This window comes from Sporosarcina sp. ACRSL (assembly GCF_022346605.1).
GTDB lineage: Bacteria > Bacillota > Bacilli > Bacillales_A > Planococcaceae > Sporosarcina.
Genome location: NZ_JAKRNT010000024.1, coordinates 1 through 20240, shown reverse-complemented (window position 1 = coordinate 20240; position 20240 = coordinate 1). Strand labels below are relative to the sequence as shown.

The 20240-nt window shown below is 44.5% G+C and carries 14 protein-coding genes, 1 rRNA gene and 1 pseudogene; 1 reads left to right on the top strand and 15 read right to left on the bottom strand.

The genetic code is table 11. The features are described 5' to 3' along the window. The 13 genes and pseudogenes from MHZ92_RS21060 to MHZ92_RS21000 form a co-directional block, all read right to left on the bottom strand. Positions 1-1011, bottom strand: a 16S ribosomal RNA gene (locus MHZ92_RS21060); the annotation flags it as partial. 565 nt (positions 1012-1576) lie between these two features. Next, positions 1577-1897 (bottom strand): annotated as a pseudogene (locus MHZ92_RS21055) (transposase); the annotation flags it as partial. A gap of 439 nt (positions 1898-2336) precedes the next feature. Next, positions 2337-2777 (bottom strand): BrxA/BrxB family bacilliredoxin, encoded by a 441-nt coding sequence (locus MHZ92_RS21050; RefSeq protein ID WP_239433681.1) that lies wholly within the window; start codon positions 2775-2777, stop codon positions 2337-2339. Positions 2778-2866: 89 nt separating this feature from the next. Then, a complete protein-coding gene (meaB, locus tag MHZ92_RS21045; RefSeq protein WP_239433682.1) occupies positions 2867-3916 on the bottom strand; it encodes a methylmalonyl Co-A mutase-associated GTPase MeaB in 1050 nt (349 codons plus the stop codon). A 32-nt stretch (positions 3917-3948) separates the two neighbouring features. Then, positions 3949-6102, bottom strand: coding sequence for a methylmalonyl-CoA mutase (gene scpA, locus MHZ92_RS21040; protein ID WP_239433680.1), 2154 nt, complete (start codon positions 6100-6102; stop codon positions 3949-3951). Further along, complete coding sequence (locus tag MHZ92_RS21035) at positions 6099-7772, bottom strand: methylmalonyl-CoA mutase family protein (RefSeq protein ID WP_239433679.1); 1674 nt, start codon at positions 7770-7772, stop codon at positions 6099-6101. The genes scpA and MHZ92_RS21035 overlap by 4 nt, the downstream gene beginning before the upstream one ends. 187 nt (positions 7773-7959) lie before the next feature. Further along, on the bottom strand, positions 7960-9282 hold the full coding sequence (locus MHZ92_RS21030; RefSeq protein ID WP_239433678.1) for a dihydrolipoamide acetyltransferase family protein: 1323 nt from the start codon (positions 9280-9282) through the stop codon (positions 7960-7962). Between the two features lie 19 nt (positions 9283-9301). Then, the gene (locus MHZ92_RS21025; RefSeq protein ID WP_239433677.1) at positions 9302-10285 is read right to left on the bottom strand and encodes an alpha-ketoacid dehydrogenase subunit beta; all 984 of its coding nucleotides are present in this window, start codon (positions 10283-10285) and stop codon (positions 9302-9304) included. Further along, positions 10285-11292, bottom strand: coding sequence for a thiamine pyrophosphate-dependent dehydrogenase E1 component subunit alpha (locus tag MHZ92_RS21020; RefSeq protein WP_239433676.1), 1008 nt, complete (start codon positions 11290-11292; stop codon positions 10285-10287). Before MHZ92_RS21020 ends, MHZ92_RS21025 begins: the two co-directional genes overlap by 1 nt. 83 nt (positions 11293-11375) lie before the next feature. Continuing rightward, complete coding sequence (gene lpdA, locus MHZ92_RS21015) at positions 11376-12803, bottom strand: dihydrolipoyl dehydrogenase (protein ID WP_239433675.1); 1428 nt, start codon at positions 12801-12803, stop codon at positions 11376-11378. Positions 12804-12903: 100 nt separating this feature from the next. Beyond that, on the bottom strand, positions 12904-14001 hold the full coding sequence (gene bcd / locus MHZ92_RS21010) for a Leu/Phe/Val dehydrogenase (RefSeq protein WP_239433674.1): 1098 nt from the start codon (positions 13999-14001) through the stop codon (positions 12904-12906). A gap of 30 nt (positions 14002-14031) precedes the next feature. Continuing rightward, entirely contained in the window at positions 14032-14940 is a 909-nt protein-coding gene (gene yqiS, locus MHZ92_RS21005; protein ID WP_239433673.1) for a phosphate butyryltransferase, read from the bottom strand. 12 nt (positions 14941-14952) lie between these two features. Next, complete coding sequence (locus MHZ92_RS21000) at positions 14953-16986, bottom strand: sigma 54-interacting transcriptional regulator (RefSeq protein WP_239433672.1); 2034 nt, start codon at positions 16984-16986, stop codon at positions 14953-14955. Positions 16987-17112: 126 nt separating this feature from the next. On the opposite strand from MHZ92_RS21000, the gene MHZ92_RS20995 reads away from it, so the two are divergent. Continuing rightward, positions 17113-17343 (top strand): DUF2627 domain-containing protein, encoded by a 231-nt coding sequence (locus MHZ92_RS20995; RefSeq protein WP_239433671.1) that lies wholly within the window; start codon positions 17113-17115, stop codon positions 17341-17343. A gap of 174 nt (positions 17344-17517) precedes the next feature. Here the strand turns inward: MHZ92_RS20995 and MHZ92_RS20990 are convergent, their stop codons facing one another. Both MHZ92_RS20990 and MHZ92_RS20985 read right to left on the bottom strand, forming a co-directional pair. Next, positions 17518-18225, bottom strand: a complete 708-nt coding sequence (locus MHZ92_RS20990) for a glycerophosphodiester phosphodiesterase (RefSeq protein ID WP_239433670.1) — start codon at positions 18223-18225, stop codon at positions 17518-17520. Then, positions 18218-19807 (bottom strand): DUF342 domain-containing protein, encoded by a 1590-nt coding sequence (locus tag MHZ92_RS20985; RefSeq protein WP_239433669.1) that lies wholly within the window; start codon positions 19805-19807, stop codon positions 18218-18220. Before MHZ92_RS20985 ends, MHZ92_RS20990 begins: the two co-directional genes overlap by 8 nt. Positions 19808-20240 lie beyond the last annotated feature (433 nt).

Genomic DNA, 20240 nt, shown 5'->3' with positions numbered 1-20240 from the left:
CAGCGGGATGTCAAGACCTGGTAAGGTTCTTCGCGTTGCTTCGAATTAAACCACATGCTCCACCGCTTGTGCGGGTCCCCGTCAATTCCTTTGAGTTTCAGCCTTGCGGCCGTACTCCCCAGGCGGAGTGCTTAATGCGTTAGCTGCAGCACTAAGGGGCGGAAACCCCCTAACACTTAGCACTCATCGTTTACGGCGTGGACTACCAGGGTATCTAATCCTGTTTGCTCCCCACGCTTTCGCGCCTCAGCGTCAGTTACAGACCAGAAAGCCGCCTTCGCCACTGGTGTTCCTCCACATCTCTACGCATTTCACCGCTACACGTGGAATTCCGCTTTCCTCTTCTGTACTCAAGTCCTCCAGTTTCCAATGACCCTCCACGGTTGAGCCGTGGGCTTTCACATCAGACTTAAAGGACCGCCTGCGCGCGCTTTACGCCCAATAATTCCGGACAACGCTTGCCACCTACGTATTACCGCGGCTGCTGGCACGTAGTTAGCCGTGGCTTTCTGACGAGGTACCGTCAAGGTACGGGCAGTTACTCCCGTACTTGTTCTTCCCTCGCAACAGAGCTTTACGATCCGAAAACCTTCTTCGCTCACGCGGCGTTGCTCCATCAGACTTTCGTCCATTGTGGAAGATTCCCTACTGCTGCCTCCCGTAGGAGTCTGGGCCGTGTCTCAGTCCCAGTGTGGCCGATCACCCTCTCAGGTCGGCTACGCATCGTCGCCTTGGTAGGCCGTTACCCCACCAACTAGCTAATGCGCCGCGGGCCCATCCTGCAGTGACAGCCGAAACCGTCTTTCAGAGTTCTTCCATGCGGAAGAACCGATTATTCGGTATTAGCCCCGGTTTCCCGGAGTTATCCCCATCTGCAGGGCAGGTTGCCCACGTGTTACTCACCCGTCCGCCGCTAATATCAGGGAGCAAGCTCCCTTCAATCCGCTCGACTTGCATGTATTAGGCACGCCGCCAGCGTTCGTCCTGAGCCAGGATCAAACTCTCCATAAAGTCTGGCAGCCGATGCGCGGTGCATTGCGTTGTCAGCTTCGTTCGCTCACATCCTCACGTGCCATAGCACGCTCCGGTGTTCACTCACTCGCTTCCTAGCACTGCACCACACCTCAACCGCCAGACGAACCTTCTATAATAGAAAGGTTAGAGAAACTTGAATAGCTCGAGTTTCTTGCTGGCATCATTTAAGATGTCGATTTCGAATCCAAAGATTCGTTTTGTCTATCTGCCGACGGGGTCGGCTTCAAGACTTTATTTGTTGACGTTTTGCTGTTCAGTTTTCAAGGTTCATTCCGCGTTGCTCCGTCAGAAGCAACTCTTATATAATACCATAATCACAATTCCGATGTCAACAACTTTTTTAATAAACAATTAAGCTGTTTGGAAGTAGTTATTCGCTTATCAGAAGTGCAACGTTATTTACTATAACAGCTTATTTTTTTGTTTGCAATACCTTATTAAAATAACAATTTCTTTTGACATCTTGGTTATTTTACTAATGAGCTTCTCTTCTATTATATGGTATAGAGAAAGCCGTCTTCACTCTATGTAACAGCTACTATCATGCCGTAGCTGGCCACTTCCACGTCCAAGTGGCAAGTTTCTTGAGATTCAAGGCAGCAAAAGTCAGCATCGCCTGCATTGACAATTTTTTTAATCCCTTTAGGGTTGACCATCGCATGCCATACTTTTCTTTGGCATCGGCAACGACACGCTCGATCGCCTCTATACGCTTCCCGTAAATTTCTTTAATTTCATAGTTATGGCGCAAGTCCTCAGCTACACCCAAGTAGTCTTGCCTGATATGACGCTGAATCATCTTTTATTGATTCTTACTCTGCGTGCATTGGTCAATCACGGGACAAGTTACACAAATAGAAGGAGTTCATTGATTTGATTTTTTGTCATCATATCTATCACCTCATTCATTTTATAGAACGCTCCGTTGATTGGAGCGAAGAACGGCTACTCCTGCGGGAACAGCGCGAGCTGAAGACCCTGGACTGAGCGAAAGCCGTAACGAAGAACGGTTTTTGCGAGTAAAAGCGAAGCGTTACGAGCATAGGGGGGCTGTGTAATTTCTGCACAAACCGCAGAAATTACACAAATCGAACCCTGCGCTGTTCGATTGGCTGAAGCCGTGCCCGCGGAAAGCGTCCGTTCGTAGCGGAAATCAACTTTTCTAGTATTACTTATATTTAAAAGAAAAAAAACTGTAGGCAAACACCAAAAATTCCTGGTGTTTGTCTACAGTCTGAGGTTGGAAATCGTTTTGATTTCCAACCCTTTTGTTCTATAAACCGTCTTGGGCCGACTGTTTTTTATACTTCTTCACAGTGTTCTTCGAATTTGCTTTGTAGATTTGTAACGACTGACATCGGATCATGACCTTCAATTTCATAGCGTCCAATTTCTGAAACTAGTTTTCCATCTTTCAATAAAGCAAAGGATGGTGATGAAGGAAGATGGTCTTCACCGAATAGCATACGTGCGTATGCAGTTGCTTCCTTATCTTGTCCTGCAAACACAGTGACGAGGTGATCAGGTCGTTTATCGTAATGAATGGCATGTGCTGCAGCAGGGCGTGCAATTCCACCCGCACAACCACAGACGGAGTTCACCATGACGAGTGTTGTTCCTTGACGTTTAAATGCTGCTTCCACTTCTTCAGGTGTCGTCAGCTGTTCATAGCCGCTTGCTTCCATTTCAGAACGCGCTTGTTTTGTGAGATCTTCCATATAAAAATTAAAATCCATTGTCATTTTAATTGGCTCCTTCCCAAATATATTTTAATCATAGCAGGTGGCAGATACACTTGCAAAAAACTTAGTCTGGTAATCAATTAGAGTTTTCATTCATCGTAAAGAATTGAGTCGACAGCGCTTGCTACTGTCATTTCACCTGTAAGCAATTGTTTTTCCAGATGCGAAACAAGCTCTTTTTTTCCTTGTTTTGAAAAGAAACGATCAATTAATTGATCACGTAGCAATGAATGGAACCAATCTTTCGTTTGGAACTGTCTTCGTTCATCCCAAAATCCGCTTGCCTTCATTTCTGCCCGGAATACGTTGATTGTTTCCCATACTGTTTCAAAGCCTGTACGTTTAAGCGAGGAAACAGGCAGGGCAGTCGTCGTCCAACCGGGTGTTGCAGGCTGTAGGAAATGAAGCAGTTGACGGTATTCCCTTACTGTCTTCTTCGCAAGCTTTAAGTTGTCACCATCCGCTTTATGGACGATTATGCAATCCGCCAATTCCATGATCCCTTTTTTCATACCTTGCAGCTCGTCGCCCGCTCCCGTCAACACGAGGAGCATGAAGAAATCGACCATTCCCCTGACAACTGTCTCACTTTGACCGACACCGACCGTTTCGATGAGAATGATGTCATATCCTGCAGCTTCGCACAGAAGCATCGTTTCGCGTGTCTTTTTATGGACGCCTCCGAGAGTTCCTGAAGACGGAGAAGGACGGATGAAGGCATTCGGATGTTTTGCGAGTGCCTCCATTCTCGTCTTATCCCCCAATATACTTCCACCTGTCACCGTTGAACTCGGATCGATGGCGAGCACTGCGACCTTATGTCCTGCTTGTGCCAACTTAAGACCGAACGATTCGATGAACGTGCTTTTTCCTGCTCCAGGAACGCCTGTGATGCCAATTCGAATACTCTCCCCTGTTTTTGGAAGCAATCTTCTAAGCAATTCCTGTCCTGCCTTTTGATCCGCTTCGGCTCTACTTTCGAGAAGAGTGATCGCTTTTGATAAGTGAAGTCTGGATCCTTCGCAAATTTCTTCGTAATACTCATCTATCTCATATGTCTTCTCTTTTCTCACAAATCGTTTACGTTTAGATGCAATCATACCGTCATGTTGCGCCTCAATGCCGTTCATTACATGCATTGCGCCGCCATCCTGAATACGATCCTTCTCGTTCACTCCGTCACTTCCTCGTAACCGAGAGCGCGGTATATGTCTTCAATCACTTTTTGTGCGGCGACTGGGATAACCGTTCCTGGTCCGAAGATGGCGGTCGCACCATTCTTACGTAGGAATTCGTAATCTTGCGCCGGAATGACCCCGCCGACTACGATTAAAATGTCTTCCCTACCGATTTTTGAAAGCTCCTCACGCAATGCAGGCACTAATGTTTTATGTCCTGCGGCAAGCGAACTGACGCCGATGACATGGACGTCATTTTCCGCGGCTTGTAAAGCCGTCTCTTCAGGCGTTTGGAATAAAGGGCCTATATCGACATCGAACCCTAAGTCAGCAAATGAAGAAGCGATCACTTTCGCTCCGCGATCATGACCGTCCTGCCCCATTTTTGCAATAAGGATTCGAGGACGTCTCCCTTCATTCTCCAAAAATTCTTCTGTCATCTCTTTCACTTCATTGATTTCTTCCGCATTTGAAAAATTCGAACTGTAAACACCACTTACTGATCGAATAATTGCTTTATGTCTGCCGGATACTTTTTCAATCGCATCAGAAATTTCTCCGATTGTGGCTCTTGCCCTCGCAGAAATTACAGATAACTCCAAAAGGTTTCCGTTTCTATTGCGCGCAGCCTCTGTTAAATTTGCCAAAGCTACATTGACTTCTGATTCATTACGATGTGATTTCAACTCGTTAATACGGTCGATCTGCTTCTGGCGTACGACAGTGTTGTCGATTTCCAATATATCGATAGGCTCTTCCTTATCCAATCGATATTTATTCACGCCGACAATCGTTTCAGAGCGGGAGTCAATTTTTGCTTGGCGAATAGCTGCAGCTTCTTCGATTTTCATCTTTGGCAATCCGGTTTCAATCGCCTTCGCCATTCCACCTAAGTCTTCGATTTCCTCAATTAGTTCCCATGCTTTTTCCATTAAATCAGCGGTTAGTCTTTCAACATAATAAGAACCGCCCCAAGGGTCAATTGTTTTTGTCATATATGTTTCTTCTTGAAGGAAAAGTTGCGTATTCCGTGCAATCCTTGCTGAGAAATCCGTTGGTAACGCAATCGCTTCGTCGAGGGCATTTGTATGCAGCGACTGTGTATGCCCCATTGCGGCGGCATTTGCTTCCACCAAAGTACGTGTAACATTGTTGAATGGATCTTGTTCAGTCAAGCTCCAACCGGACGTTTGAGAATGCGTTCGCAAGGCAAGTGATTTTGGATTCGACGGGTTGAAAGACTGCATCATTTGTGCCCAAATCTTACGGGCCGCTCTCATTTTCGCGATTTCCATAAAGTAATTCATGCCGATTGCCCAAAAGAACGACAGACGAGGCGCGAATGAATCAATGTCTATTCCAGCTTTTAATCCGGTGCGAACGTACTCAAGTCCATCCGCCAATGTATAGGCAAGCTCAATATCAGCAGTCGCCCCAGCTTCTTGCATATGATATCCCGAAATCGAAATCGAGTTGAACTTCGGCATATTTTTCGATGTGTATTCAAAAATATCAGCTATGATGCGCATCGACATTTCAGGTGGGAAAATGTACGTGTTTCTCACCATATATTCTTTTAAAATATCATTTTGAATCGTGCCAGCAAGTTTTTCCGGAGAAACGCCTTGTTCCTCGGCTGCAACGATGTAGAAAGCCATGATCGGCAAAACAGCACCATTCATTGTCATAGAGACGGACATCTGATCAAGGGGAATGCGATCGAATAAGATTTTCATATCTTCAACGGAATCGATCGCAACTCCCGCTTTCCCTACATCACCTGTCACACGCGGATGGTCGGAATCATAGCCACGATGTGTCGCCAAGTCGAATGCTACTGACAAACCTTTTTGCCCCATCGCCAAGTTCCTTCGATAAAATGCATTACTTTCTTCGGCGGTCGAATAACCTGCGTATTGCCTTACCGTCCATGGACGCGAGACGTACATCGTCGGATAGGGCCCTCTTGTATTCGGAGCAATACCGGGCATGTCTGCCAAATGTGGAATGCCATCAATATCGTCGAACGAGTAGCTCGACTTGATCGGAATGCCTTCATTCGTAACATAACTTGATTCAATTACGGATGAGGTGACAGTTGTTTTAATTCCTCCCAAGTCCACCTTATTGAAATCGGGTTTTTTCATTTGTGTAAACCTCCTTGCCACGAATCCACGATGCTCTGGAGTTTTTCAATCTTGTTTTGGCCATTGAAAATCATGCCGTTCAAACCTTTTTGCTTCCATTTGCTATACGTTTCTTCTTCTATTTTCCCTGCTACATCTAGCAATATGCCCGCAGGTAGTTGTTCAAGAAGGGGGTCCATAACTCCCTTCACAATCTCATCAGTTCCGCAAACGATGATGTAATCCGGTTTATCTTGTTTCAACCATTTAACCGCCTGTTCAACATTTTCAAATGCAGGACTCCAATTGCTTCTAATCCCACCTGATGCCAAAAATCCTGTAACGAAATCAGCTCGCAATTTAAAGTCCTTCAGCTTGCCAAATGTCAATATGGTCGTTTTCGGCTGAGATTCGCTAGTCATTTTACGGAGCGTTTCGAAAGGTTCGGCTAAGCGCTTGACTCGTTCAATGCCTTTCCAATCGTCAAAGTTTGTCGAGTTCAGTTCGGCGTACACATTTGTGCCGATAAGTGACTTTTTACCTGTCGCAACTTCAGTTTGACGCCTCGACAATTGTTCCTGCAATTTACCGCTTTCATTGAAATATGTGATACCGCCCTTGCTTTCGATGTCAAGAAATAGTTTCCAAGCCGCTTCGATAAGTTCTTCCGTCAATGTTTCAATAAAAAAAGAACCACCGGCTGGGTCAAGAACTTTTTCCACATGCGTTTCTTCTTTTAAAACGAGCTGCATATTTCTGCTATGCCGGATCGAGCTTGCATTTGGACCGGTCACTATATTATGTGGATGTGCCTGTATAATATCGGCTCCCCCTAGAATGGCAGCGAATGTTTCATTTCCCGCTCGAAGCATATTGACATATGGATCTAGCTTTGAAAAAGAGCGCAAGGAAGTTACAGCCAGCACCGGTAAATACGGTGGTTCATCGACATCATAGGCTTGCGTAAATGCCTTCCATAATGCCCGAAAAGCCCGGAGTTTAGCGATCTCCATAAAGAAATGCGTATCAATCGGGAAACGGACAAAGAAGTTATCGGCAAATTCTTGAAAACTTTCATAACCGGAAGCAATACGAGACGCTTCCGATAATGCGATAGCAAGCTCTGTCACCGCATCTGCGCCTTCATGGTGTACTTGCCATAAATCGACGCCTTCCGTCCTTATGTTTTTATAACCGACCGGAATAGTCCAGTCTGAAACTTGAATGATTCCGCTTACATTCTCTCGTACTTCATGGTGAACAAAATCAAAGGCCCTTAAAATCGGGTCGTCAATAGTAACGTTGAAAAAGAATACAGGATACTTAGCTATGAAAGTTGATAGTTGCAATAGCTGATCATCATTCCAATCTAATGGTTGATTACCATCGTAAACGATTGATTCGTTCCCCTTCTCAATCGATTCTTGCAACCGCTCTAGAAACTCGGATCCGTCGTTTGCAATTGTCTGCTGGGCAATTGTCCAACCAACAGTCCGTTTCATCGATTGAACAACTGAAGAACTATCAAGCTTCCCTGTTTGATAATAGAGCGGTTGGAGCTCGATTCCTTCAATCGTCGCTGTCGTCAAACTTTCATATGGCTTTCCTTTTAACGAAGCGATCGCGAGGTTTTTCCATTGTTCAAACTCTACCTTTTCAAAGGTCGTGTTTTTCATACTATCAACTGCCATATCGATTGCTCCTTTCGTAAATCTTCATCATTCCAAATATGTAAAGAGATTCTATTAATAGTTACCTATATATAGTTTACATGACTAACTAATTGTTTGAAAGCTCAAAACAGTGAACGAAGTATCGGGGAAGGTTCACGTAGAAAAAGCCGCCCCTCTTAAAAGAGAAGGACGGCTTGCTTATCCATCAGTAGATGGAGGTATTTTCGGCTGATATATTTTCGAGTATTTCTTTAACACACGCAAGGAAGCGGCCAGCGACTAACCCATCAAGTACGCGGTGGTCGAGCGATAGACAAAGATTAACCATATCTCGGACCGCAATCATACCGCCGTTCATGACGACAGGACGCTTGATGATCGATTCTACTTGCAGGATCGCAGCTTGAGGATAATTGATGATACCCATTGATTGGACAGAGCCAAATGAACCCGTATTGTTGACGGTAAATGTTCCGCCTTGCATCTCATCTGACTTCAATTTTCCGGAACGCACTTTTGTTGCAAGTTCGTTTATCTCACGGCCGATCCCTTTAATCGTTTTTTCATCGGCATGTTTAATGACTGGTACGTAAAGCGCATCCTCCGTAGCGACCGCAATGGAGATGTTAATGTCTTTTTTCTGGACAATTTTATCTCCAGCCCACATCGAATTCATCATCGGGAATTCTTTTAAGGCTTGAGATACTGCTTTTACGAAAAATGCAAAGTACGTAAGGTTAAAGCCTTCCTTCTGTTTAAAGTCATTTTTCAAGGAGTCTCGATACTGTACGAGATTTGTTACATCGACTTCAATCATCGTCCACGCATGCGGCGCCTCATGTTTGGAACGGAGCATATTAGTAGCTATCGCACGACGAACTCCGGTTACCGGTATTTCGATATCTCCCGCAGCTGTTTGTACATGAGTCTGTTCCACTGTCTTGTTTAAAGAATCGTTTTGAGCGGTTGTTTCAACAGGCTTTTCAACACTTTTCGGAGCCGGCTTGCTTACGACTGCTTCCACAGTTGGAATGTCGCCACTTTCGATAATCCGTTGAAGATCTTTTCGTGTAATACGGCCTTCTTTACCCGAACCTTGTACGAGCGAGAGGTCAATATTGTTTTCTTGTGCCAACCTCATTACTGCGGGAGAATAGCGCGCTGCTCCAGCTTCCCGTTTGATCGGCGAAGCAGGTTTTTGGGAACCAGCTGCAGGCATTTCGTTTGCGGGCTCTTCTTTTGCAGGTACTGCTTCTGCTGGTGCAGTTGTTGTAACCGCTGCCCCCTCTTCCGTTTCAATCGTACAAACAACGACCCCCACCTCAACGGTTTCGCCTTCTTGTACAATGATTTCCTTAATCGTTCCACTAAAAGAAGAAGGAATTTCAGCGGTCACTTTGTCGGTGTTCACTTCCGCTAAAGGATCGTACTTATTTACAGAATCTCCGGGCTTTACGAGCCACTTTTCAATCGTTCCTTCTGTCACACTTTCCCCAAGCTTCGGCATTTCGATATTTTCGATAGTCATACGATAACCTCCTTTCCGATTAAAATTCTGCGAGCTCACGCGCAGCCTTCTCAACTTTGTCCGGGTTGACCATGAAGAACTTCTCCATTGTTGGTGCATACGGCATAGCTGGAACGTCAGGACCTGCGAGGCGTTTAATCGGAGCATCGAGATCGAACAAGCAGTTTTCGGCAATAATTGCAGATACTTCACTCATGATACTGCCTTCCAAATTGTCTTCTGTAACAAGCAATACTTTCCCCGTTTTAGAAGCCGCTTCAATAATCGATTCTTTATCTAAAGGATAAATTGTGCGCAAATCTAGAATATGAGTTGAAATGCCATCCTCAGCAAGTCTTTCTGCAGCTTGCAATGCGAAATGTACACAAAGACCGTACGTGATAATTGTAATGTCTTCTCCTTCGCGCTTTACATCCGCTTTACCAATCGGAAGTACGTACTCCTCTTCCGGAACTTCCCCTTTAATTAAACGATATGCACGTTTATGCTCAAAAAAGAGAACCGGATCGTCATCTCTGATTGCTGCTTTCAATAAACCTTTCGCGTCATAAGGAGTTGAAGGGATGACAACTTTTAGGCCTGGTGTACTTGCAAACATCGACTCGACTGACTGGGAATGATATAGAGCACCGTGGATTCCGCCGCCAAACGGTGCACGGATCACAATCGGACAAGACCAATCATTGTTTGATCGATAACGGATTTTAGCTGCCTCGGAGACAATTTGATTCACAGCCGGCATAATGAAATCCGCAAACTGCATTTCAGCTATTGGACGCATGCCATACATGGCGGCACCGATTCCAACGCCTGCAATTGCAGATTCCGCTAAAGGGGTGTCAAGCGCTCGGTATTCGCCGAATTGATCATATAAACCCGTTGTCGCTTTAAAGACGCCACCTTTTCTACCGACGTCCTCTCCAAGAACGAATACATTTTCATCTCTTTCCATTTCTTCTTTCATTGCAAGTGTAATTGCATCTATATATGAAATGACGGCCATTATTCGTTCCCCCCTTCTTCTTTGTAAACATGACGAAGCGCATATTCCGGTTCTGCATAAGGTGCTTTTTCCGCATAATCGGTCGCTTCATTGACGATTGCCATAATGCGGTCTTCCATTTCTATTTCATATGCTTCATCGATGACGCCGGCTTCTCTTAGATAATTCGCGAACTTAGGAATCGGATCATGTTTCCGTTCATTCTCAAGTTCTTCAGCATCCCGATAAAGACGATGATCATCATCTGAAGAGTGGGCAGTCAGTCGATAACAGACAGTTTCAACGAGGCTCGGTCCTTCGCCACTCCGTGCGCGATCGGCTGCTTCCTTTACAACACGGTACACTTCAAGCGGGTCAGTCCCGTCGACCGTCACTCCAGGCATCCCGTATCCTACAGCGCGATCTGAGACATTTTCACAAGCGAGCTGTTTTTCAACAGGCACTGAAATGGCATACTTGTTATTTTCGACCATAATAACCGTCGGCAATTTATGGACTCCAGCAAAGTTCATCCCTTCATGGAAATCACCTTGGTTAGAAGAGCCTTCCCCTAAAGTGACAAACGTAATGAAATCTTCTTTTTTCATTTTTGCCGCAAGTGCAACGCCTACTGCATGTGGAAGTTGCGTTGTAACTGGGGATGATCCCGTTAAAATGCGGTTTTTTCGTTGTCCGAAATGGCCCGGCATTTGCCTACCGCCGGAATTCGGATCTTCCGCTTTTGCAAACGCTGAAAGCATCAGTTCCCTCGGCGTCATTCCAAAGTGAAGGACAACCCCCATATCACGGTAATAGGGTGCAATCCAATCCTTTTCTTTATCGAGTGCATAAGCAGCTCCTACTTGAGCCGCCTCCTGCCCTTGACATGAAATGACAAACGGGATTTTACCCGCGCGGTTCAACAGCCACATACGCTCATCTAAACGCCTTGCCATGACCATCGTTTCATATATTTTCAATACGTCCTCGTTCGTCAATCCCAATTCTTCATGACGTGTTTTTGTCATGTGTGAAACCCCCTTCTTTTTCAAGTCAAAGGGTCGGGTCTGAGTATGAATCCATCTCTCCATCCGACTCCGACAAAATACTATTACATATGAATTGCAACGCCATCCACTGCTAGTGCAGCTTCACCGATCACTTCTGACAGCGATGGGTGTGGATGGATCGTAGATGCAACTTCCCAAGGGGTCGCATCGAGGACCATAGCAAGCCCTGCCTCTGAAATCAAGTCTGTTACATGTCCGCCTATCATATGGACACCTAAAATATCATTCGATGTTTTATCTGCAATGATTTTAACAAAACCGTCTGAATTCCCATTGACGAGTGCTTTGCCGATTGCAGCAAATGGGAATTTGCCTACTTTAATATCAAAGCCTTGTTCTTTCGCCTGATCTTCAGTGAGGCCTACGCTAGCGGCTTCAGGGCTTGAATAGATGCACCGGGAAACGTTTGTATAATTGATCGGGTCAGGTGAGTTTCCTGCGATATGCTCAACCGCAGCAATTCCTTCATGTGAAGCTACATGTGCGAGCTGGAGGCCGCCAATACAATCACCGATTGCGTAAATATGGCTTTCCTTTGTCTGGAATGTTGGTTTCGTCTGTATATAACCATTGACAATTTGAATCTCAGTATTGTCAATTCCAATGCCTTCGATGTTCGCTTGTCGACCTACAGATACCAACATCTTTTCTGCGGTGAATTCCTTCCTATCACCTGAAACATCGGCTGATATTGTGACAGAATCCTCCGTTTTGGAAAGACTGTCTGCCATCACCTTCGCCCCAGTTACAAAAGTTATTCCCTTTTTCGACAGCAGTTTTTTCATTTCTTTTGAAACGTCATGATCTTCAGTAGGAATGATGCGATTTGCATATTCAATGACAGTGACGTCTACTCCGAAATCATTCAACATGGAAGCCCATTCTATTCCTATGACACCGCCGCCGACAATGAGCATCGATTTCGGAAGTTCAGTCATATTTAGAGCTCCATCCGAAGAAAGTACTTGTTGTTCATCGATTTCGAGCCCTTGTATTGTTCGAGGTCTCGAGCCCGTGGCGATAATGAGGTTTTTCAAGACGAGCATTTCATTTTCTTCCCCGTTATTCATTTCAACAGAAATCGTTCCCGGCATCGGAGAGAAGATTGAAGGTCCTAACATGCGGCCATGGCCTTCATATATATCGATTTTCCCTTTTTTCATTAGTGCTTTGACGCCTCGATGCAGCTGTTGGACGATTTCGTCTTTCCTTGCTAGGACACGTGAGAAATTCAATGAGATGCCGTTCGTATCCACTCCAAAATTTGCTGCTTCATTTTTCGTCAATTGAAATACTTCCGCACTTTTCAATAAGGCTTTACTCGGTATGCAGCCTCTATGCAAGCAAGTCCCGCCGAGCGCATCTTTTTCCACTAGAGCCGTTTTCAGGCCTAATTGCGCGGCACGAATTGCGGCGACGTATCCGCCAGTGCCTCCGCCTAAAATTACTACATCATACTCGTTTGCCATCCGTTAATACGGCCTCCTCTTCGCTATCCATCAAGCCGGATCGTTTTTCTTGCTCCTCGCCTGTCGGCCGGTACTTGTTTAGTGATTCGAATGATTTCTTTTATTTTCTTCGGCTAAGAACGCTTTTTTCATTTTGTAAAAATTGGCTTCGCGATTTGGCTACACGTGCAATTCTTTCCTCAGCAAGCCGGTCAGCTGCAACGTAAGTAGGGATATTATCACGCTTTGAAATTTCGAAAATCTTTTCGATCGTATCGTAGATGCCTGCAACGCGTTTCATTGCACGTTCCCGGTTATATCCTGCAAGCTCATCAGCCACATTAATGACACCACCAGAGTTGATGACGTAGTCAGGTGCATAGACGATTCCCATTTCGTGGATCATATCGCCATGTTCCGGATTTTTTAATTGGTTATTCGCTGAACCTGCAATTACTTTTACTTTCAATTGAGGAATCGTCTCGTCATTAATGATTGCTCCTAGGGCACAAGGGGCAAAAATATCTGCATCTTGGGAATAAATTTCGTCAATTCCTACAGCAGTTGCGCCGAATGCGTCAACTGCGCGTTGAACCGCTTCCTTATTAATATCGGTGACAATCAGCTTTGCTCCTTCTTCATGCAAGTATTGGCATAGCTTGTAAGCGACATTGCCGACACCTTGTACAGCGACCGTCTTCCCTTCCAATGAATCACTTCCGAATGCTTCCTTCGCTGCGGCCTTCATTCCTTTATATACACCAAACGCCGTAACCGGAGAAGGGTTGCCAGACGAACCGAATTCAGCTGAAACACCTGTTACATAATCAGTTTCCAAATGGATCAGATCCATGTCCTCTTCTGTTGTACCGACATCTTCTGCTGTAATGTATCTTCCGTTTAATCCTTCGATAAATCGACCGAACGCACGAAACATTTCATCATTTTTGTCTGTTTTTGGATTTCCGATGATAACGGTTTTACCCCCGCCTAAATTGAGTCCTGCAGCGGCGTTTTTATACGTCATGCCTTTTGCTAGACGAAGTGCATCCTCGATTGCTTCTGCTTCACTCGCATATGTCCACATACGCGTTCCGCCTAATGCCGGTCCGAGTGTCGTATCGTGGATTGCTATGATCGCCTTTAACCCTGAAGTTTTGTCTTGACAAATAACCAATTGTTCATAGTCTTCTGTTTCCATATATTTAAAAATTTCCATCGTTCTGTTCCTCCTCTGGGATATACGTTTTCAGTCTCTTGAAGATTGTATGGCTAACGCCAATGAATAAAGCTTCGTCTCAGCGCTATCCGATCTAGATGTTAATACGATCGGAGCTCGGGCGCCTTGTATGATGCCGCCCACTTTTGCTCTTGCAAAATACATAAGTGACTTGTAAAGGATATTTCCCGCCTCGATTGAAGGCACGACGAGAATATCCGCAAGTCCAGCGGTTTTGCTCGTGATTCCTTTATGTCTTGCGGATTCAATAGACACCGCATTATCCAATGCAAGCGGGCCGTCGATAATGCAATCTTTTATTTGACCCCTTTGATTCATTACAACAAGTGATGCCGCATCAGTTGTTGGCGTCATTACTGGATTAATCGTCTCGATTGCTGCAAGAGGAACAACGATCGGCATATCCACACCGCTCGCCCTTGCTGTAGCCACTGCATTCCGAATGATTTGCGCTTTGTCTTCCAAGCTTGGAGCAATATTCATTCCTGCATCTGTGACGTAAAGCAATCGATCGAACCCATCTACTTCAAAAGCAGCTACATGGGATAATACTTTTCCTGTTCGCAACCCATATTCTCCATTTAAAACTGCTTTCATAATCGTCGTAGTCGGCAAGTTGCCCTTCATGAGGACATGTGCATCTCCATCGGAAACGGCGCGTACGGATTTTTCAGCAGCCTCCTCCTTGCTGTCAGCATGTTTGATTTTGATAAAGGGATGTCCTACTAGTTCAGGGAAGTAGTCTTTGATCATAATGCTTAAACGTTCTTCGTCATCAAATAGAAGAAAGGATGCAATACCTCTCATGATTGCCATTTCCACCGCTTCTAGCACTTTCCTATCAGCGGAGCATGCGACTGAAACAATCCGTGTATGTGAAGAAGCCGCTTTTTCAACTAAAGCATCCAATGTTGGCATTTCTGTCCTCCCTCAAATAAGTTTGTATTTCTCGAGTTTATAGTATAAGGACCGCAATGAAATGCCGAGGCGGTTGGCTGTTAATGATTTATTTCCATCATTTTCACGTAACGCCTTTTCCAGTACTGTCCGTTCATAATCATCCATCACAGATGCCAATGTACTGATTTCAGGTAGGATATTCTTGCTCATTTTCACTTCGTTTGTAAAAAGGGAGCGCCCAATATCTTCTTCCTCGATGACTGTGGCTCCATGTTTCATAAAGATCATTGCACGGCTTAATACATTTTCTAGCTCACGAACGTTTCCCGGCCATTCATATTGCTGCAGTTTTACGATAGCATCTTCCGATATGCCTTCCACATTCATGCCGAACTCTTGATTGAGTTTCTTCAAAAGATGGAGGGCCACTTCCGGAATATCCGTTTTCCTCGTCCGTAACGGAGGAATTTGGATAGATAACCGATTTAGCATATAGTACAAATCCACATTGAATGTACCTTCATGAATTGCCTTCTCAAGATTTTTTGAAGTGGCTACGATGATTCGTGCCGTCTCAGAAGAGTGTTGGGCGTTTACTTCTTCTATGGAATATTGTAAATGGTCGAGAAGTCTAGATTGGACAGATAAAGGCAAATCGGTGATCTCATCCAAAAAGAGTGTTCCCTTTCTGGCCTCTTTCAATAGTCCGACTCTAAGCGGTGAACCGGATCCCGTTTTGTCATCTTCGCCAAATAGTTCCTTTTCCAATGCAGCCGGGTCCATCGCTCCACAATTCAAACGGATGAACTTGCTTAGTTTCCTCTTACTGTCGCTATGAATGGCATTTGCAAATAATTCCTTGCCAGAACCGGCTTCACCTCGCAACATGACAGGAAAATCCGATCTCGAGGCAATCCTTGCCTGGTCAATCGCCAAGCCGATATCCGAAGAGCTTCCGTGGATATCATCGAAAGTACAAGTCGATTCCAGTTTCCGGATTGTTTGTCTTGCCAAATCTAGTTCTTTCATAAGACTGCGCATTTCAGTAATATCATGGATGACGCCAACGCTTCCTTTTACTTGCTCATTGACGATAATGGGTGCCACATTTACGATGACATCCCGATTATCTTCACCGATTCGCATATTTACTCCTCTTACCGGCTTTTTACTTTGAAGCACTTTCATATGAATGCTTTCACCTTCATTAATGTCTACCGTCGCTGGTTTCCCGATCACTTCGTCTTCAGATAGGCCAGTGATGCGTGTATATGCCGGGTTGACCATTATTCCATTCCCTTTATCATCGACTACTGAAATGGCGTCGTCACTTGAATGGATAATCGCTTCCAGCATCGTTTTTATAGATTTCAAATCGGTTATTTCCTCAGCAAGTTTAACAACTTCAGATACATCTTTGAACACTGCAAAGGCACCAAACGTTTTCCCATCCGCCGAAATGAGCGGATACCGGGAACTAACTATTTTAACACCGTTCGGAAGTGTCAGCTCATCATTCACCTCTGGCTTGCCGGATTTCAGCACCCTAACGAGCTTGCTGTCAGGAATGATTTCAAAAATCGATTTGCCAATTGCATCAAAATCAGAAACTTCCAACATCATGCAAGCGCTTTCATTAATGAAATCAATGGTACCCTCGCGATCAATTCCGATCATTCCTTCATCAATTGATTTGAAAATGAGTCGTTGCCTATCCATTTCCGTTTGGATTTTCCGGGTATAATCGTCATTTTCATTCAACAGACCTACTAGAAGATTCGCGACTGATCCAGGAATCAATAGCGTATCCTTCGGAATGCTTTTCATCAACTCATCAAAAACCGTACTATCTCCCGTTACATCAAAAACGATATGGACTGCTTCTGTCAGGAACGGCTTCCAATCAGAGCCATGTGGAATTCCCAGTTCCTTTGCAAGAGCAAGCCCCGGTGCCTGTTCATTGATATCGACAATCGCCGACACAAACATAATTTTTGAGTTTACTAGCAGGTTCAGTATTTTCGTGCCTCCGGATCCTGCCCCAACAATGAGTACATTTTGCAAGGATATTCATTCTCCTTTAAGCACTATGCAATCTTTTGCAAATCTACTTTCATCATACACGATGTCTCAGTCCTTGACAATAACTTATGAGCAGGTAAAATTAAATCTGGTAAGGAGATTGATAATATGGCTCGTATGATGGCATTCGTCGTTCTTTTGATTCCTATTCTTATTACGGCAGGCGGCATCAAGCTTATGCGTGATTCGCTTTTCGGAATTTTGTTCAATCCATTCCCTTTCATCTGGCTTCAATTCACGGTAGGTTTCGTTATGTTCGCAGCGGGACTCGCTTTCTTTGCAGGTTTTCTGCTACGCCGTGATCGCCGGAAAGGGCGGGTTCAAGAACGATTTAAATAAACTAAAGCGAAGGGCGCCTGCCTAGAAGCGACGGGCATAAGGCGAAGATGCGGCGTGGCGCTTTTTGCCACATAGCAACTTTGACTTATGACCCCGAGCTTCTGGCGCCCGGAGTCTAGAAGTTAACAGTCTAAATACAAAAGGACATCAGCCAGAAATAGCCGATGCCCTTTTTTATTTTTTGAATCTGCTTGGATAATCCGTAATCCAGCCATCAATACAGGAAGGAGCTTGAATCACAATTTCCTCATATCCAGTCACACCATACACCCTCAATTTCTTCCCACTTCCGATCAAAGCGCTGATATATGGTTCTCTGTGCAACCGTTTATGGAAGTGGAAACCATCTACGAAAGTATAGGTATCCAATCGACTCCAATCCGTCGTCTTCTTTTTCACGAGTAATGCCGTTTCGATACTAGATTGTAATAACTTTGCTTTTTCAAGAATGTCTGGATCGAATGATGAAAGGTGAACATTATCTAACATTAACGCCATATCAATAATACCTAGCAGCGATTCCGGCTTTTCGGACACTGTCTCTTTCAATTCGATGTTCAACGCTAACTGTTTCATTTCGCAAAAGGAGACGGTTTCCCGCAATGTCGGTATGTGATGACCGATGAAGCTCCTGAAAAACTTCTTCCCAATTTTAATATCCTTCAGTTCACTGGAATGGATGGAGGAAACACTTTTTCGGATTCCCGCAATCCGGTTAAGGTCTACGTCATGTATAACTACGGGAACTCCATCTTCCGTCAATTGTATATCAATTTCAATGCCGTCCGCCTTTTGCCTTGCCGCTTCCTCGAAAGCACTTATCGTGTTTTCAAAACAAGTGCCGGAAGCCCCTCTATGCGCGAATACAGTTGGTTTATACATTGAGGACATTGTCGACAACTTCAAATACACCTTTCGTAGGTTTATTCAGCAAGCTTGACTTTGCGCCGATTTCGATGATTACGCCTGGATAAGCTTCCTTTGCTACTTCAATCCTCGGTGGGATTGCTGTTTTAATTTTGTAAAGACCCGCCTGGATTTCACGATCCAGTTCAAACATTTTATCCCTGCTTGCTTGTAATGCCGTATTCAGCTTCATATATGCATCCGCCTTCTCTCCAAGCAATTGGTTTGAGCGTCCACCGTCAATTACAGACAACTGGCTTTCAAGATGTCCTACTGTCTTCTGCAACTCTTTCAATTCTAAAGCCATTTGTTGAATTTCCTTATAGATAAGATCTTTATCAATTCCTTTTGCTAGTAAATGAGTCGTTCTTTCGTGAGCGTTCCCTGCAAAACCGCATTCAATTTTAAAAAGTGCTTCAATACGGCCTCCGATGATCTTCCCTCTGTTTTTATCGACGTAAACATTTTCACCAACGACTTCGCTCCCTAATATATACAATCCTACATTGATGTTTTTCGCAAAGAGTTTGCAATTATTTGCATGTTTTATGAAAATGTCTCCACTGGCTTCTATTAGAGAAACATTTCCACCAAAGACGCCGCCCTTAATATACAAATCACCTTCTGATGAACAGATTTCCTTTGCGTTTGTAATACCTTCATTCCCTTCGATAGAAATATCTCCGGTTGCATTTACAGAGTACCCTGCCATTACCGTCCCATAAACGCTCACAGAGCCGTCAAACGTAATGGATCCCGTTTCTGGCCCAATATCACCGTTAATGATCAAATGCTTTCCAACACTAACGTTATCCTCAATGTATTCAAGGGCACCGCCGAATAGTGCACGAAGAACTATTTTCCCTTGCTCCTCTATTTCGACGACTGATTTCCGATCAAATTGAAGTTTCGCATCGCTGCCTGGCAGTGCTGCAATTTCTTTCCCGAAGATATCCTTTCCAGGTTTTCCATCAGTAGGAGGTATTTTCTCGCCTAACCAATCACCTTCTTCGACATGTTTGACGAAGTTCATTTCGTAATAGTCTGCCACTCCATCCTCTCGAATAACGGGCTTCCTGTCTGGTTTTTCAATATATGTAATTTGTGCGTCCATCCCTTTTTCAGGCTCCCTGCCAATTGCTGCTGTGATTGGAACACCCGGCAATAGGTCTTCTTCGGTCAAATCGATTGTACCAAAAACGATGTCATGATCCTCTATTGTTTTTCTCACTTGTTGAAGGACCCCATCCTTTTGAGTTTCGAATTCGGTCACTGTCATATTGATGAGAACTTCAGCCTTCATTCTGTCCGAAGAGATGATCACTTCGATGAGAGGTAACAAATAGCCGATCTTATGCCCTGTCCCGACTTCCGTCAACGCTTTTCGTAAATCTGGAAAAGAATTGATTTTAACCCTTGGGTTTTGTTTTATAATCAAATCAAATGATTTTATCGGAAAGCCGGTATTTTTCAAGTCGAGTATTACATCCTGCCCTTTAACATATATTTCAAAATAATCATTTTGGAATAGCAATTCGACACCTCGTTTACTTTTCACTTAACATATCTATTATAAAGTTAAACTATTATTTCTACAATTGAATAAAAAAAGACAGATTGAGTTAAGTTTTTGTGTGTAATGCTTTAAGCTTGGTAGAGAGACTGTTTTAAATACCGAAAATCACCAGAACGGCTCCCTTTCCCCGGGCGTCGCCTCAGCCTCCTCACTATGCTTCGCTCCGTTGCGGGGTCTTCACCTGACGCTTTTCCCGCAGGAGTGTCGCCTTTTCTGACGATTTTCTAGACATCGCTAATCCCAAAGGAAAAGCCGTTACAAGGAACGGCTTTTGCGAGCATAAGCGGAGCGTTACGAGCACATCTTTGCACTTGCCGTTACGTAGAACGGCGTTTGCGAGCACAAGCGGAGCGTTGCGAGCACATCTTTGCACTTGCCGTTACGTAGAACGGCGTTTGCGAGCACAAGCGGAGCG

Bases quoted from the DNA above. Each gene is read 5' to 3' on its own strand.
- MHZ92_RS21050 (WP_239433681.1), bottom strand. From the start codon at position 2,777: ATGACAATGGATTTTAATTTTTATATGGAAGATCTCACAAAACAAGCG.
- meaB (WP_239433682.1), bottom strand. From the start codon at position 3,916: ATGCATGTAATGAACGGCATTGAGGCGCAACATGACGGTATGATTGCA.
- scpA (WP_239433680.1), bottom strand. From the start codon at position 6,102: ATGAAAAAACCCGATTTCAATAAGGTGGACTTGGGAGGAATTAAAACA.
- MHZ92_RS21035 (WP_239433679.1), bottom strand. From the start codon at position 7,772: ATGGCAGTTGATAGTATGAAAAACACGACCTTTGAAAAGGTAGAGTTT.
- MHZ92_RS21030 (WP_239433678.1), bottom strand. From the start codon at position 9,282: ATGACTATCGAAAATATCGAAATGCCGAAGCTTGGGGAAAGTGTGACA.
- MHZ92_RS21025 (WP_239433677.1), bottom strand. From the start codon at position 10,285: ATGGCCGTCATTTCATATATAGATGCAATTACACTTGCAATGAAAGAA.
- MHZ92_RS21020 (WP_239433676.1), bottom strand. From the start codon at position 11,292: ATGACAAAAACACGTCATGAAGAATTGGGATTGACGAACGAGGACGTA.
- lpdA (WP_239433675.1), bottom strand. From the start codon at position 12,803: ATGGCAAACGAGTATGATGTAGTAATTTTAGGCGGAGGCACTGGCGGA.
- bcd (WP_239433674.1), bottom strand. From the start codon at position 14,001: ATGGAAATTTTTAAATATATGGAAACAGAAGACTATGAACAATTGGTT.
- yqiS (WP_239433673.1), bottom strand. From the start codon at position 14,940: ATGCCAACATTGGATGCTTTAGTTGAAAAAGCGGCTTCTTCACATACA.
- MHZ92_RS20995 (WP_239433671.1), top strand. From the start codon at position 17,113: ATGGCTCGTATGATGGCATTCGTCGTTCTTTTGATTCCTATTCTTATT.
- MHZ92_RS20990 (WP_239433670.1), bottom strand. From the start codon at position 18,225: ATGTATAAACCAACTGTATTCGCGCATAGAGGGGCTTCCGGCACTTGT.